The following is a 15,431-nucleotide window of genomic DNA, read 5'->3' as shown; positions in this document are numbered from 1 at the left end:
ATACGGATCGGCGTGCGACGCTCAGGCTGCCTCGGCATGCCGGTTCCGGGCGGCCTCAAGGGCGCGGACCCGGGGGATCACGTGCGCGCCGAAATACGCGACGTCTTCCTGGAAGTGCAGGAAGGCCAGCAGCGCGAGGTCCGCACCGGCATCCTTCAGCGCCAGGATCCGCTCGGCGATCTGGTCGGGCGTGCCGATCAGGTTGGTCTTGAAGCCGTCGTTGTACTGAACAAGATCCTCGAAGCTCGACTTCGCCCAGTTGCCTTCGCCTTCGGGCGAGGCCTTGCCGGCATTCTTCACCTCGTGGCCGAAAGCCCTCACGGCCTCGGGATCGGCATTGTCGATGATCTCCTGAAGGACGGCGCGGGCTTCCTCCTCCGTGTCGCGGGCGATCACGAAGGCGTTCACGCCGATCCGGGGATAATTGCCGGTCTCGGCCGACTTGGCGCGGATGTCGTCCACCTGGGCCCGGATCGTCTCCGGCGTGCCGCCATTGGTGAAGTACCAGTCGGAGACGCGGGTCGCCATGTCGCGCGCCGCCCGGGACGAACCGCCCTGGAAGATCTCAGGCAGCGGCTGGGCGGGCTTCGGCTTCAACGTGTAGTCGCTGTAGCGATAGAAATCGCCGCGGAAGGTGAAGTTGTCCTGCGTCCAGATCCCGCGCAGGCTCCGGATGAATTCCTCGGACCGGCGGTAACGCTCGTCATGATCGAGCCAGGGCTCGCCGATGGCCCGGAACTCTCCCGAGAACCAGCCGGACACGATGTTCACCGCGATGCGCCCCTCGGTGAGCTGCGAGATCGTGGCGATCTGCTTGGCGGCGAGGGTCGGATGCCACGGTCCGGGCAGAAGGGCGGCGATGACCTTGAGCTTGCTCGTCGCGGCAAGCAGGGCGTGGCTGAAGGCCACCGATTCGTGCTGGTACTCAGCCCCGTAGCCGGCGGTGAACCGGATCTGCGTCAGCCCGTACTCGAACCCCGCCGCCTCGGCGATCTGGGCCAGCTTTCGATTGTACTCCGCATCCCAGCTCGTCCGCTGCGGGATCTTGCTGATCACGAGCCCACCGGAAACGTTGGGCACCCAGTAGGCGAAGCGGATCGGCTCGCGCCGCGGGTCATCGGCGAAATGGCTTGTCATCCGGCGCTACCTCAGTTGCACGGCGGCCACGCGCCGTGTCGTCTTTGGAAGATCGCCGCGAACTGAATACACTATGCACTGCGCGGCCGATCGATCCAGAACACAGAAAGTATTCTGGAGCGACGGCGCGCGGTCAAAGGAACGGGTTGCTGTTTTTCAGCCGGACCCCGCGAGACTTTTCCTCGCCGGGAGCCAAAGAGTTCGATTTTGTCCTAGGCCGCCCGGGGCTCGGCCGAATCGCGCAGGCGCCGCCACGCGAAGACCGAGAAGACGCCGATCAGACAGGCGGCGAGGCCGAACCACGTGAACGCGTATTGCAGATGGTTGTTGGGGAGGTCGACGCGCAGCTGACCGCCCCGCGGCCAGGTCGTCTGTCCCGGGACGGCATCGGCCTCGATCAGGTAGGGCGCCACCGTGCCGAGGCCGCGGGCCGCGGCGATGCCGGCGATATCCCGATTGAACCACTCGCCACGGGCCGGGTCGGGCGCCGGCACGAACATCCCCCGGGCCTCGCTGGACCGGAGGATTCCAGTGACCGTCGTCGGCCCCTCGATCAGGCCATCCCGGCGATCACCCTGCGCCTTCAGTTCCGTGGGCACGAAGCCCCGGTTGATCAACACGATGCTGTCGTCGTCGCGGCGCAGGGGCGTGAGAACATAGAAGCCTTGCAGGGCGCGTCCCGGCGTCTCGCCGGCTGCCAGGCCGTGGACGAGGGTCTCCCGGTCGTTGAGGAAGCGCCCGGAGACCCGGACATGCCGAAACTCGTCACGCTCCGGAGTCCAGGCCTCCGGCGCCGGGGGCGCCACGGGCTCGGCCCGGCTTTGCCGAACGATCCGCGCGATCAGGTCTTCCTTCCAGGCCTTGCGTTCGAGCTGCCATGTCCCGAGGCCGAGCAGGATGGCCAGAGCGATCAAGGACGCGATTCCCGGCGCGACGAGATCGCGCCAGGCGGCCCGCTTCGTTTCGGCAGCGGTCACGGCTCGAAGCGCCCTTCCTCGGCCCGATTGCTGAACTGAAGGGCGACCAGAAGGCCCTTGAGCGGTCGAACCAGGATCAAGCTGAGACCGACGGAGAGTGTCAGTGCCACCGTGGCGTGAACCCAGATCGGCGGCTCGTAGGTGATCTCCAGCCACAGGGCGAGGCCCACGACGATGAGGCCGACGATCGACATCACGAAGAAGGCCGGCCCATCCGCCGAGTCGAAATGCGTGTAGTCGAGGCCGCAGGCCTCGCAGGAGGGACGCAGGGTGAGAAACCCCTTGAACAGATGTCCCTCGCCGCAACGCGGGCACCGGCCGCGCAGGCCGGTGGGGATCGGGGGCGGCGGCGAATAGGTTCGGTTGTCCACGGGCATACTCCAGAACAGCTCCGCGCGGACCCCGGTCGTCCCGCGCCCGGGCCGTCCTATCCGATATGGGGATCACGAAGCGTCGGAAATGCAAAAGGGCGGCCTGAGCCGCCCTTCGCAGGTCCGCCATGCATCGGCGGGATGCTTCGCTCTCAGTGAGCGCCGCCGCCGTGGAAGACGCCCGAGCCCCACACGTAGATGGCGGCGAACAGGAACAGCCATACGACGTCGACGAAGTGCCAGTACCATGCGGCGAACTCGAAGCCGAGATGCTGGCGCGGGGTGAACTGGCCCGCATAGACGCGGAACAGGCAGACCGCGAGGAAGATCGTGCCGATGATGACGTGGGCGCCATGGAAGCCCGTCGCCATGAAGAATGTCGACGCGTAGATGCTTCCTGAGAAGCCGAATTCGGCGTGGCTGTACTCGTAGGCCTGGCAGGCTGTGAACAGAACGCCGAGGATGATCGTCAGCCACAGGCCGTATTTCAGGCCCTTGCGGTCGCCCTCGATCAGCGCGTGGTGGGCCCAGGTCACCGTGGTGCCGGATGTCAGCAGGATCAGCGTGTTGAGGAGCGGCAGATGCCAGGGATCGAAGGCCTCGATACCCTTCGGCGGCCAGACGCCGCCGGTAAATTCCACACGCGAGACCTGGATGGGATCGGCGGTGTAGAGCGCGGCCTCGAAGTAGGCCCAGAACCACGCGACGAAGAACATCACCTCGGAGGCGATGAACATCATCATGCCGTAGCGGTGGTGCAGCTGGACGACGCGGGTGTGATCGCCGGAATTGGCCTCGTGGGCGACGTCCCGCCACCACGAGAACATCGTGTAGAGGACGCCGATCGTGCCGGCCCCGAAGATGTAGGGGCCTGGGCTCAGGGTGCCGATCTGGAGGCTCTTCATCCAGAACACGGCGCCGAACGCCATCAGGAAGCCTGAAAAGGCCCCGATCAACGGCCACGGGCTCGGACTCAGGATGTGATAGTCGTGATTCTTGGCGTGCGCCTCGGCCATCGTCCCGTCGCTCCTCACCCTCATGCCCCGCGCCGTTCCCGGCATCCGGCCTTACGCTGTTCGTTGCTTGCTCTTGGCCGGGCGCGGCCGACACCACACCCAAGCTTGCCCGAACGTTTAGTCGGTGCAGCCCCGTCTTGTCACGGGTCCGCGATCAGAAATCGCCCTTCGTCTCCGAAGAACCGGATTTCGCCACCGTCGCCTTGACCGGCTGGCCGTTCTTGGAGGCGAAGTACGTGTAGGACAGCGTCATCTCCGAGAGATGCGCGGTGTTCGAATCGTCCCGGACGGCCGGATCGACATAGAACACCACGGGCACGTCCAGTGTCTCGCCGGGCTGAAGCGTCTGCTCGTTGAAGCAGAAACAGGCGATCTTGACGAAATAGCCGCCCATCAGGCCGGGCTGGACGTTGAAGGTGGCCACACCCGCCGACGGTGCGCTGCCGACATTCTGCACCCGGAAGAAGACGGTCTTCGTCTCGCCGAGCTTCGCTTCGACGCGGCTCACTTCCGGGACGAACTTCCAGGACAGCCCCGGCGCGACGTTGGTGTCGAAATGCACGACCATGCTGTCGTCGGTGCGTGCCGCGGAGGCGGCGAGCGCCGGTCCCTGGCGGGGCGTTCCGTCGTAGCCGGTCGCCTTGCAGAACGCGTTGTAGAGAGGGACCGACGCGAAGGCGAGGCCGACCATACCGACGGCGAGACCGGCGCAGGCGATGGCGGTACGCTTGGCGCCGCGACCCGGTCCGGAAGGGGCAGCTGTCATCGCGAACTCCTCAGAGCGGCCGGCTCAGGATCTGCGGTCCGAGCTTGACGATCGTCAGCACGAAGAACAGCAAAACCCAGGCGCCGAGGGCCAGCGCGATGGCCACGGAGCGCTTCCGGCGGCGCGCCTCCTCCTCGGGGGTGAGTGGCCGGTACTGGATCTCGGGATCCGCCATGGCGCTCAGCCCAGGACCGGGCGGAACAGGCCGAAGCTCTGCTCGGCCAGGAGCGCCGAGAACAGCGCGAACAGGTAGAGGATCGAGAAGCCGAACATGCCCATGGCGGCACGCTTTTCGGCATCGCCCTCGCGGTTCCGGAGAACCCGGATGCTGAAGGCCACCATACCGAGGCCGCCCACAAGGCCGACCACCGCGTAGACGAGGCCGCCGAAGCCGAGCGCGACCGGCACGAGGCCGAGGGGCGCGAGAAGCAGCGAGTACCACACGATCTGGCGGCGGGTGGAGGCCGGGCCGGCGACGTTTGGCATCATCGGGATGCCGGCGCGGGCGTACTCGTCGGCCTTGATTAGGGCGAGCGCCCAGAAGTGGGGCGGGGTCCAGATGAAGATGATGGCGAACAGGATCAGGGACTCGATGCCCACCGAGCCGGTCACCACCGCCTGACCGATGACCGGCGGCAGGGCGCCCGCGGCGCCGCCGATGACGATGTTCTGCGCCGTCGCCCGCTTCAGCCACATGGAATAGACCACCGCGTAGAACACGATGGTGAAGGCCAGGAGCGCCGCGGCCAGCCAGTTGGCGGTGAGGCCCAGCACCAGCACGGACGCCACCGAGAGGAACAGGCCGAAGCCGAGGGCCTCCTCCGACGTGATCTTGCCCGCAGGGATCGGCCGCGTCGCCGTGCGGCTCATCACGGCGTCGATATCCGCGTCCCACCACATGTTGAGGCAGCCGGAGGCACCGGCGCCGACCGCGATGGCGAGCAGCGAGATCGCGCCGATCGCCGGCTGCACGTGCCCGTGGGAGACCACCATGCCGACCAGGGCGGTGAAGATGACGAGGACCATCACCCGCGGCTTCAGCAGGGCGAAATAGTCCGGAACGTCGCCGCCGGCGCTCGTGAGGGCCGGGGCGGGGACCTCCGGTCCGATCGTGTTCGTCAGGCTCGTCATCGCGTCTGCCGCTGCTGTGTCGGCGCCCGGCCGCGCGCGTCACGGCCGAGTCGGTTCTCGAATTCGACGTGTTCCAAGAGTCGGCGTGAGCGGGGCCCAGGACGTCGTCCTCGGCCCGTGCGGATCGCCCTCAACGCTCGCCCTTGCCGGGAGGTCGGCCGACCGGCCTCCGGGGAAGGGCGAGGGCCGCAGATGCGGCCCTCGCGAGATCTCTATCAGTGCGCGCCCGGCTCGTCGACGATGCGGGGCAGCGTCTCGAACTGGTGGAAGGGCGGCGGGGAGGAAAGCGTCCACTCGAGGGTGGTGGCGCCTTCGCCCCACGGGTTGTCCGCGGCCCGCTCCTTGGAGCGGAAGGCCAGGACCACGCCGATCACGAACACGAACATGCCGAGGCCGAAGATGTGGCCGCCGTAGGTCGACACCTTGTGCCACTGGGCGAAGGCATCCGGATAGTCGGCGTAGCGACGCGGCATGCCGGCGAGGCCGAGGAAGTGCATCGGGAAGAACAGGACGTTCGCGCCGATGAAGGCCAGCCAGAAGTGCAGCTTGCCGGCCCACTCGGGGATGATGTGGCCGGTCATCTTCGGGAACCAGTAGTAGACACCGGCGAAGATGATGAACACGGCACCCAGGGACAGCACGTAGTGGAAGTGCGCGACCACGTAGTAGGTGTCGTGCAGGTACTTATCGACCGCCGAGTTGGCGAGCACGACGCCGGTGACGCCGCCGACGGTGAAGAGGAAGATGAAGCCCACCGCCCAGTGCATCGCGGCGGTGAAGCGGATGGAGCCGCCCCACATGGTGGCGATCCACGAGAAGATCTTCACGCCGGTCGGGACCGCGATCACCATGGTGGCGAACACGAAGTAGGACTGCGTCTGCAGCGACAGGCCGACCGTGTACATGTGGTGGGCCCACACGACGAAGCCGACGACGCCGATCGCCACCATGGCGTAGGCCATCGCGAGGTAGCCGAACACGGGCTTGCGCGAGAACGTGGCGATGATGTGCGACACGATGCCGAAGGCCGGCAGGATCATGATGTACACTTCGGGGTGACCGAAGAACCAGAACAGGTGCTGGTACAGGATCGGGTCACCGCCGCCGGCCGGATCGAAGAAGGTCGTGCCGAAGTTGCGGTCCGTCAGCAGCATCGTGATGGCGCCCGCCAGCACCGGCAGCGAGAGCAGCAGCAGGAAGGCGGTGACCAGCTCGGCCCAGGCGAAGAGCGGCATCTTGTGCAGCGTCATGCCCGGGGCGCGCATGTTCAGGATGGTGGTGATGAAGTTGATCGCGCCGAGGATCGAGCCCGCGCCCGAGAGGTGCAGGGCGAAGATCGCGAAGTCGACGGCCGGGCCGGGATGGCCGGCGGTCGAGAGCGGCGGGTAGACGGTCCAGCCGGTGCCGGCGCCGGACGCGCCGGGCGCGCCCTCGACGAACAGCGAGCAGAGCAGGGAGCAGAAGCCCGCCACCGTCAGCCAGAACGAGATGTTATTCATGCGCGGGAACGCCATGTCGGGCGCGCCGATCATGAGGGGCACGAACCAGTTGCCGAAGCCACCGATCAGCGCCGGCATCACCATGAAGAACACCATGATGAGGCCGTGTCCCGTGACGAACACGTTGTAGGTCGCGGGGTTCGAGAAATACTGCAGGCCGGGCGCCTCCATCTCCATCCGGATGCCGAAGGAGAGGAACGCGCCGATCATGCCGGCGCAGAAGGCGAACAGCAGGTAGAGGGTGCCGATGTCCTTGTGGTTCGTCGACAGGAACCAGCGGGCGAAGAACGATGGCTTATGGTCGTGGACCTCGTGGGCCCCGGCATGGGCTGCGGCTGTAGCCATGGATTCGAATGCCTTGTGAATCTGATGGGTTCGGTTCGGTCAGCCGGGGCTCAGCGGGCCTCGGCGAAGCTCGTGCCGTTGTCGATGCGGGCGTACTTGGTCTTCGCCTCCTTCAGCCATTCGGCATAGGCCTGCTCGCTGACCACGCGGACCACGATCGGCATGTAGGCATGGCGCTGGCCGCACAGCTCGGAGCACTGACCGTGGAAGGTGCCTTCCTTGTCGGCCTTGAACCACATCTGGTTCAGGCGGCCGGGAACGGCGTCGATCTTGAAGCCGAAGGCCGGCATGGCCCAGGAATGCAGCACATCGGCAGCGGTGACCTGGATCTTCACGATCTTGTTGACCGGAACGACCATCTCGTTGTCGGTCTGGAGCAGGCGCGGCTGCTTGTCCTCGTCGATGTTGGCGTCGAAGGTGAAGCCGCCGCCGGCCTCGGTCTGCGGGTACTCGTAGGACCAGTACCACGCGTGGCCGATGACCTTGACGATCATGTCGGCCTTCGGATCCGAGAGCTGCGTGCGCAGCAGGCGGAAGGACGGGATCGCGACGGCGACCAGGATCAGCACCGGCACGATCGTCCAGGCGATCTCGATGGCGGTGTTGTGCGTGGTGCGCGACGGCGTCGGGTTCCGCTTCTCGCTGAAGCGGTAGATGCACCAGAGGATCAGCCCCAGGACGAAGACGGAAATCCCGAGGGACAGCCAGTGCAGGCCGATTTCGAAGTTCAGGATGTCGCGCGCGTTGTCGGTGACCGGAATCTGCCGGTCCATCTCCCACGGCACGGGCTGACCGAAGCCCGCAGCCTGCGCGCCTGATATCGGGAAGAGCAGGGCGCCGAGAGCGGCGAGGCTCCAGAGTGACCGGTTGATCGTCCGCACCGTCCGCATCTGCCTCTCGTGGCTCCCTTGAACTATCTGGCTGCCGCCGAACCGTCCCGTCTTGACTGCGTGCGGGATTGTACCGACGTGACGGAGTACCGGTTGTGTCACCCGGCATTATCCGACCGGGGCTTCAGACCACAAGGGCCGGCGAGGTGCAACCGCACAAGCGTCGCATCGCGCGCTTTCCAGCCAGTTGGCGGTGTCTCGTGGCGTCGGCGCACTAGGGAACGGCGAAATCATTCACGGTCGCATGGCGCGGGGGATGAGCCATCGCCGGCCGTTCGTATCACCCCATCGGAGTTCGAGATGTCGACGGAAACCGGAAGCCGAACGTCCGGTCTGCCGCCCTGCGCGGTGCCGGTGTCCATGCAGGTGATGGCCTATCACGGTTCGGCGCCGAAGCCGGACACGCGGGCGCTCGCAGCGGAGGCGCCGGTCAACCTCGTCTACGGCAGCGTGCCGCACGCGGTGATGATGGCGACGCCCGCCGATCTGGAGGATTTCGCCTACGGGTTCAGCCTCACGGAAGGGATCGTGGACAGCGTGGACGAGATCCGCGCGACCCGGGTCGAGATGGCCGAGGACGGCCTGCGCCTTCACGTCGATCTGGCGCCCGGTCGGCTTCGCGAGCACTTGGCGCGCAAGCGCGCCATCAGCGGCCGGACCGGTTGCGGCGTCTGTGGCATCGAGGATCTGGCGCAACTGCCGCGGGCCGGGGGGCGGGCCGCGTCCGAAGTCCGGATCGCTCTACCGGCCATCGCCCGCGCGCTCTCCGAGCTGGATCGGGCGCAGGTGCTCGGCGCGCAGACGCGCGCCGTTCACGCGGCGGCCTGGGCTCGCCGCGACGGCAGCCTCGCGGCGGTCCGTGAGGATGTCGGCCGCCACAACGCCCTCGACAAGCTGATCGGCGCCCTGATGCGGGCGGGCACGCCCGCGGACGAGGGTTTTCTCGTCATCACCAGCCGCTGCTCGTTCGAGATGGTTGAAAAGGCCGCACGGCTCGGCGCGGCTGTGATCGTCGCCATCTCGGCACCGACGTCGCTGGCCCTCGAACGTGCCCGATCCTATGGCCTGACGCTCTGCGCCATCGCGCGGGCCGATACCGTCACGGTCTTCACGGGCGCAGAGAGGCTGACCGCCGGCGGCTGACCACCGGCGGGTGACGCCGAGGCCAGAGCCGGCGCGCCTATTCGGACGGGCCCGGGACGATGGTGGCACCGCCGATCACCCGCACCGGCTTCTTGTCCGACGGCGGGTCCTTCCAGTCCTTCGCGGCCGGCTTGGCCGCGTCCGCGACGGGGGCTCCGGCCGGCTTCGAGGGTCCTGCAGCAGGCGTCGTCGGGGCCGGCGAGGGGGATTTCTCGATCGATGCCGCCTTGGTCTCGGGCGCTGAGGGCGGATTCGGATCGCTCTTGGCCGTGTCGGCGGGAGCGATCTTGGGGGCCGGCGCCTCGGGTGAGGTGCGGTGGGGCGTCTTCAGCTCCGGCGTGCGCGCGGGCGTCGCCCGTGCGACCTTTCTGGACGGAGCGCTGCGGACGACGCCGTCGGGGTTGAGCCCGTCGGGATTGACGTCCGGTCGGAAGGCTTCGCCACCCGGTCGGCGCTGCGGTCGCGCCATCGGGTCCTCGGCGGGCGGGGCCGGGCGGATCGCGCGACGGGGGAGGGCCTCGTCCTCGGTCCAACCGAATCCGGGTGTGGGCCGCTCAAGCCGCGCGTAGGTTTCCGGCGCGCCCGTCCGCTGGCGGCCCACGATCGCCCCTGTCATCGGATCGACGAAGAGCCGCACCGGCACGCCGGCGGGGCCGACGGCCTCGACGACGTAGACCCGCCCGTCGAAGCGCGGGCGGCTGAGGCCGCTGAAGCCGCGGTCTGCGAGGCGCCAAGCCACGACGCGCGGGGGGAGGACCTCATCCTCGAAAGCGAATTGCGCGTGGGCGCCGCTGGATGCACCCAGGCAGGTCGCGGCCGATAGGACGACCGCGCCCAGCGTCAGGATCGTCGGTCGTCGGAGGCGTGCAACTCTGCTCTTCATCGTCACTCTTGTGCGTTCTCGGTTTGGAGACCCGGCAGAGTGTCCGGTTCCGGCATGGTCCGGGCCGGTGGACCCGGACCTCGACCATGCCGGCGAGGTCGTTGCCCCGCATGCCGCTTGTGCTCGGCCTGCCCGGTAGAACCCGCGATTCGGGCGAGATTGCGGAGGCCGGGAGCCGGGTCCGCCCCCTCATCCAGAGCGGCGACGCCGCAGCCGCCAGCAGTCTCTTGCTGAAAACATTTCAATCTGGCAGTTTTGCGACTTAGGACAGCACAACTGTCCCATCGGCCGTGCACCCCGGCCGTCGCCGTCTCGCGCGCGGGCGAGTTCTTCGGCTGACGGATACGGGCGCGCCAGCGCACCGCTCCCTGAGCGGTCTGGGTCCTCGATGAACGCAAGCCGACGGACGTGTCCACCCGGACCGGCCGGATGGCCTGCGGCAAGAGGCCGAAGCGCCGGGCGCCGACGGCTTGCGGGCATGAAACATGCTCGCGGGTTCTTGGCTGCGGACGGGTTCGAGGGAAGGACGAGACGAAGCATGTCACAACGCAGGGCTGCCGAAGAGTTTGCTGCGTCCACGGCCCAGGCTGCCGCCCCGCGCGGCGGCGCGATGCCGCTCATCGTGCGCGATCCCGCCCTTCCGAAAGCCCAGGGTTCCTACGATCCCGCGAACGAGCGCGATGCCTGCGGCGTCGGCTTCATCGCCGACATGCACGACCGCCGGACCCACGCGATCGTCGCGCAGGGTCTGAAGATCCTGGAGAACCTCGACCATCGCGGTGCGGTGGGCGCCGATCCCAAGATGGGCGACGGCTGCGGCATCCTCACGCAGATTCCGCACGGCTTCTTCGCCGAGGAATGCTCGCGGCTCGGATTCGAGCTGCCGCCGGCGGGTTCGTACGCGATCGGCCAGTTCTTCATGCCGAAGGCGGACGAGCCGCGGGCGATCATTCAGGAGATCGTCGAATCGGCGCTCGCCGCCGAGGGCCTGCCGCTGCTCGGCTGGCGCGACGTGCCGGTCGATCCGGAGGATCTCGGAGAGGCCGTGAAGGCGACCGAGCCGCATCACCGTCAGGTCTTCATCGGCCGGCCGGCCTCGGTCACCGACCAGGACGCGTTCGAGCGCCGGGTCTATGTCGCCCGCAAGGTGATCTCCAACAAGGTCTACGCCCTCGAAGACCCGCGGGTGAAGGAGTTCTACCCGGTCTCGGTGTCGTCCCGGACCATCGTCTACAAGGGCATGGTGCTGGTCACGCAGCTCGGCGGCTACTTCCTCGACCTGAAGGACAAGCGCTTCGTCTCGGCGATCGCCCTCGTCCACCAGCGTTTCGCCACCAATACGTTCCCGACCTGGCGGCTGTCGCACCCGTACCGGATGGTCGCCCATAACGGCGAGATCAACACGCTGCGGGGCAACGTCAACTGGATGGCCGCCCGTCAGGCGAGCGTCGATTCCGACCTGTTCGGCAACGACATCTCGAAGCTGTGGCCGATCTCGTACGAAGGGCAGTCGGATACCGCCTGCTTCGACAACGCCCTCGAGTTCCTCGTGCAGGGCGGATACCCGCTCGCCCACGCGATGATGATGCTCATCCCGGAGGCCTGGGCCGGCAACCCGCTGATGACCGAGGAGCGGCGCGCCTTCTACGAGTATCACGCCGCGCTGATGGAGCCGTGGGACGGCCCCGCCGCCGTGGCCTTCACGGACGGCCGCCAGATCGGCGCGACCCTCGACCGGAATGGTCTGCGCCCGGCCCGCTACATCGTCACCGATGACGGCCTCGTGGTGCTCGCCTCCGAGATGGGTACCCTGCCGATCCCGGACGAGAAGATCGTGCAATCCTGGCGCCTCCAGCCGGGCCGGATGCTGCTGATCGACCTGCAGAAGGGTCGCATCGTCTCGGACGAGGAGATCAAGGGCGAGCTCGCCGCCGCGCACCCCTATGCCGATTGGGTCAAGAACACCCAGATCGTCCTGGAGGATCTGCGCCCGGTGCAGCCGCGCGAGTCGCGCGGCGACGTCAGCCTGCTCGATCGTCAGCAGGCCTTCGGCTACACCCAGGAAGACCTCAAGCTGCTGATGCAGCCCATGGCCGTCACCGGCCAGGAGGCGGTCGGCTCGATGGGCACGGATACGCCCCTCTCGGCGCTCTCCGAGAAGTCGAAGCTGCTCTACACCTACTTCAAGCAGAACTTCGCGCAGGTCACGAACCCGCCGATCGACCCGATCCGCGAGGAGGCCGTGATGAGCCTCGTGTCGTTCATCGGGCCGCGGCCGAACCTGCTCGACATGGAAGGCGCCTCCCGGCGCAAGCGCCTGGAGGTCCGCCAGCCGATCCTGACGAACGGTGACCTGGAGAAGATCCGCTCGATCGGCCATTTCGAGGACCGGTTCGACACCAAGACGCTCGACATGACCTACCCGGCCGAGTCGGGCGCGCAGGCCATGGACGGGGCGCTGGACCGCCTCTGCGACCGGGCCGAGGCTGCGGTGCGCGGCGGCTACAACATCATCGTTCTCACCGACCGGGCGGTCGGGCCGGACCGGATCCCGATTCCGGCGCTTCTCGCCACGGCCTCCGTCCACAATTACCTGATCCGCAAGGGGCTGCGGACCTCGGTCGGCCTCGTGGTCGAATCGGGCGAGCCGCGCGAAGTGCATCACTTCGCCTGCCTGGCGGGCTACGGCGCCGAGGCGATCAACCCGTATCTCGCCTTCGAGACGCTGCTCGAGATGAAGGATGAGTTCCCCCCGGATCTCACCGACGACGAGATCATCTACCGTTACATCAAGGCGATCGATAAGGGCCTGCTGAAGGTGATGTCCAAGATGGGCATCTCGACCTACCAGTCCTATTGCGGCGCCCAGATCTTCGACGCGGTCGGGCTGAACTCGACCTTCGTGGGCCGCGACTTCTTCGGCACTGCGACGACCATCGAGGGCGTCGGCATGGCCGAGATCGCCGAGGAGACGGTGCGCCGTCACCGCGACGCCTTCGGGGACGCGCCGGTCTACCGGAACGCCCTCGATGTCGGCGGCGAATACGCCTACCGCCTGCGCGGCGAGACCCACACCTGGACGCCGGACACGGTGGCCACGCTGCAGCACGCGGTGCGCCTCAACGTGCCCGAGCGCTACCGGGAATATGCCGATCTCGTGAACCGCCAGGAGCACCAGCTCAAGACGCTGCGCGGCCTGTTCCGGATCAAGTCGGCCCCGGAGATCGGCCGTCAGCCGGTCCCTCTGGAGTCGGTCGAGCCGGCCTCCGAGATCGTCAAGCGCTTCGCCACCGGCGCCATGTCGTACGGCTCCATCTCCAAGGAGGCGCACGAGACGCTCGCCATCGCGCTGAACTCCTTCGGCGGCCGCTCGAACTCCGGCGAGGGCGGCGAGGAGGTCGAGCGGTTCAAGCCGCTGCCGGACGGGCGCTCGCGCCGGTCCTCGATCAAGCAGGTTGCGTCCGGCCGTTTCGGCGTCACGACGGAATACCTCGTCAATTCCGACATGATGCAGATCAAAGTCGCGCAGGGTGCCAAGCCCGGCGAGGGCGGCCAGCTGCCCGGCCACAAGGTCGACGCCAAGATCGCCAAGGTCCGCTACGCCACGCCGGGCGTCGGCCTGATCTCGCCGCCACCCCACCACGACATCTACTCGATCGAGGATCTGGCCCAGCTGATCTTCGACCTGAAGAACGTGAATCCGTCGGCGGACGTGTCGGTGAAGCTCGTTTCCGAGGTCGGTGTCGGCACGGTCGCGGCCGGCGTCGCCAAGGCGCGGGCCGACCACATCACGATCTCGGGCTTCGACGGCGGCACCGGTGCCGCGCCGCTGACCTCGCTCAAGCATGCGGGCGGGCCGTGGGAGACCGGGCTGGCCGAGACCCAGCAGACGCTGGTGCTCAACGGCCTGCGCGGGCGCGTCGCCCTCCAGGCCGACGGCGGTATCCGCACCGGGCGCGACGTGATCATCGCGGCCCTGCTCGGTGCCGACCAGATGGGCTTCTCGACGGCGCCGCTGATCGCCGCCGGCTGCATCATGATGCGCAAGTGCCATCTGAACACCTGTCCGGTGGGCGTTGCCACGCAGGATCCGGTGCTGCGCAAGCGCTTCAAGGGCACGCCCGAGCACGTGGTGAACTACTTCTTCTTCGTGGCCGAGGAGGTGCGCGAGATCCTGGCGTCGCTGGGCTTCACCAAGCTGGAGGAAGCGGTCGGACGCTCGGACCTGCTCGACAAGGTCGACGCCATCGCCCACTGGAAGGCGCGCGGGCTCGACTTCACCAAGCTGTTCCACCGGCCGAAGGTGGCCGAGGGCACGGCGATCCGCCACGTGGAGGTGCAGCATCACCCGATCGACACGGTCCTCGACCGTCGCCTGATCGCGGGTGCCCAGCGCGCCATCGAGACCGGCGAGCCCGTCGTCCTGACCGACACGATCCGAAATTCGGATCGGGCGACCGGAGCGATGCTGTCCGGCATGGTCGCCAAGGCGCATGGGCACGAGGGCCTGCCCGACGACACCATCGTGGTGAAGCTCGCCGGCACCGCCGGCCAGAGCTTCGGCGCCTGGGTGGCGGCCGGCGTGACCCTCGAGTTGACGGGCCACGGCAACGACTATGTCGGCAAGGGCCTGTCGGGCGGCAAGCTGATCATCCGGCCGAGCGACGCGCTGAAGTCGCCGCAGGACCGGACCATCATGGTCGGCAACACCGTGCTGTACGGGGCGATCGCGGGCGAGTGCTACATTCGCGGCTCTGCCGGCGAGCGCTTCGCCGTGCGGAACTCGGGCGCCATCACGGTGGTCGAGGGCATGGGCGACCATGGCTGCGAGTACATGACCGGCGGCGTGGTCGTGTCGATCGGCGAGACCGGGCGCAACTTCGCGGCCGGCATGTCGGGCGGTATCGCCTACGTGCTCGACGAGGACGGCTCGTTCTCGGCGCGCTGCAACCTGTCGATGGTCGATCTGGAGCCGGTCGAGGAGGAGGACGACCTGATGCGTCGCTTCCACCAGGACGGCGATCTGGAGACCAAGGGGCGGGTCGACATCCTGGCCGACATGTCCGGGCACGACGAGGAGCGGCTGACGCAGCTCATCACCAACCATCTCAAGTACACGGGCAGCCCCCGCGCCAAGGCGATCCTCGACGATTGGAGCGGCTACCGCACCAAGTTCGTGAAGGTCATGCCGGTGGAGTACCGCCGGGCGCTGCGCGAGATGGAGATGGCGCGGATGCCGGTGGCCGCGGAATAGGCGGACACCCGAACCGGGC

At 67.6% G+C, this 15,431-nt stretch carries 12 protein-coding genes; 2 read left to right on the top strand and 10 right to left on the bottom strand.

Translation table 11 applies throughout. The features are described 5' to 3' along the window. Positions 1-21: 21 nt before the first annotated feature. From sfnG to coxB, 9 genes are all read right to left on the bottom strand, one after another. The gene (gene sfnG, locus A3862_RS02160; protein WP_111473175.1) at positions 22-1,137 is read right to left on the bottom strand and encodes a dimethylsulfone monooxygenase SfnG; all 1,116 of its coding nucleotides are present in this window, start codon (positions 1,135-1,137) and stop codon (positions 22-24) included. Between the two features lie 212 nt (positions 1,138-1,349). Beyond that, positions 1,350-2,114, bottom strand: a complete 765-nt coding sequence (locus A3862_RS02155) for an SURF1 family protein (protein ID WP_111473174.1) — start codon at positions 2,112-2,114, stop codon at positions 1,350-1,352. Continuing rightward, complete coding sequence (locus tag A3862_RS02150) at positions 2,111-2,491, bottom strand: DUF983 domain-containing protein (protein ID WP_075381481.1); 381 nt, start codon at positions 2,489-2,491, stop codon at positions 2,111-2,113. Before A3862_RS02150 ends, A3862_RS02155 begins: the two co-directional genes overlap by 4 nt. A 146-nt stretch (positions 2,492-2,637) precedes the next feature. Then, entirely contained in the window at positions 2,638-3,501 is an 864-nt protein-coding gene (locus A3862_RS02145; RefSeq protein ID WP_043348496.1) for a cytochrome c oxidase subunit 3, read from the bottom strand. Between the two features lie 154 nt (positions 3,502-3,655). After that, positions 3,656-4,267, bottom strand: a complete 612-nt coding sequence (locus tag A3862_RS02140; RefSeq protein WP_043348494.1) for a cytochrome c oxidase assembly protein — start codon at positions 4,265-4,267, stop codon at positions 3,656-3,658. A 10-nt stretch (positions 4,268-4,277) separates the two neighbouring features. After that, a complete protein-coding gene (locus A3862_RS31355) occupies positions 4,278-4,442 on the bottom strand; it encodes a hypothetical protein (protein WP_043348492.1) in 165 nt (54 codons plus the stop codon). Between the two features lie 5 nt (positions 4,443-4,447). Next, positions 4,448-5,398 carry a heme o synthase gene (locus A3862_RS02135; RefSeq protein WP_043380432.1) on the bottom strand — a complete coding sequence of 317 codons (951 nt, stop codon included), beginning with the start codon at positions 5,396-5,398 and terminating at the stop codon, positions 4,448-4,450. 215 nt (positions 5,399-5,613) lie between these two features. Continuing rightward, positions 5,614-7,242: a cytochrome c oxidase subunit I gene (ctaD, locus tag A3862_RS02130; RefSeq protein ID WP_043348481.1), complete on the bottom strand. Its 1,629-nt coding sequence runs from the start codon at positions 7,240-7,242 to the stop codon at positions 5,614-5,616. A 50-nt stretch (positions 7,243-7,292) separates the two neighbouring features. After that, entirely contained in the window at positions 7,293-8,132 is an 840-nt protein-coding gene (coxB, locus tag A3862_RS02125) for a cytochrome c oxidase subunit II (RefSeq protein ID WP_043348479.1), read from the bottom strand. Between the two features lie 300 nt (positions 8,133-8,432). On the opposite strand from coxB, the gene fdhD reads away from it, so the two are divergent. Then, positions 8,433-9,275 (top strand): formate dehydrogenase accessory sulfurtransferase FdhD, encoded by an 843-nt coding sequence (fdhD, locus tag A3862_RS02120; RefSeq protein WP_043348477.1) that lies wholly within the window; start codon positions 8,433-8,435, stop codon positions 9,273-9,275. Between the two features lie 37 nt (positions 9,276-9,312). Here fdhD and A3862_RS02115 read toward each other — a convergent pair whose 3' ends face one another. Next, a complete protein-coding gene (locus A3862_RS02115; protein ID WP_111473173.1) occupies positions 9,313-10,158 on the bottom strand; it encodes a hypothetical protein in 846 nt (281 codons plus the stop codon). A gap of 538 nt (positions 10,159-10,696) precedes the next feature. Here A3862_RS02115 and gltB point away from each other — a divergent pair. Then, positions 10,697-15,412, top strand: coding sequence for a glutamate synthase large subunit (gene gltB / locus A3862_RS02110; RefSeq protein WP_043754887.1), 4,716 nt, complete (start codon positions 10,697-10,699; stop codon positions 15,410-15,412). Positions 15,413-15,431: the final 19 nt, after the last annotated feature.

The organism is Methylobacterium sp. XJLW, assembly GCF_003254375.1.
Taxonomy (GTDB): domain Bacteria; phylum Pseudomonadota; class Alphaproteobacteria; order Rhizobiales; family Beijerinckiaceae; genus Methylobacterium; species Methylobacterium fujisawaense.
Note: the sequence above shows the minus strand (reverse complement) of the source record. Positions and strands in the feature narration are given on the sequence as shown.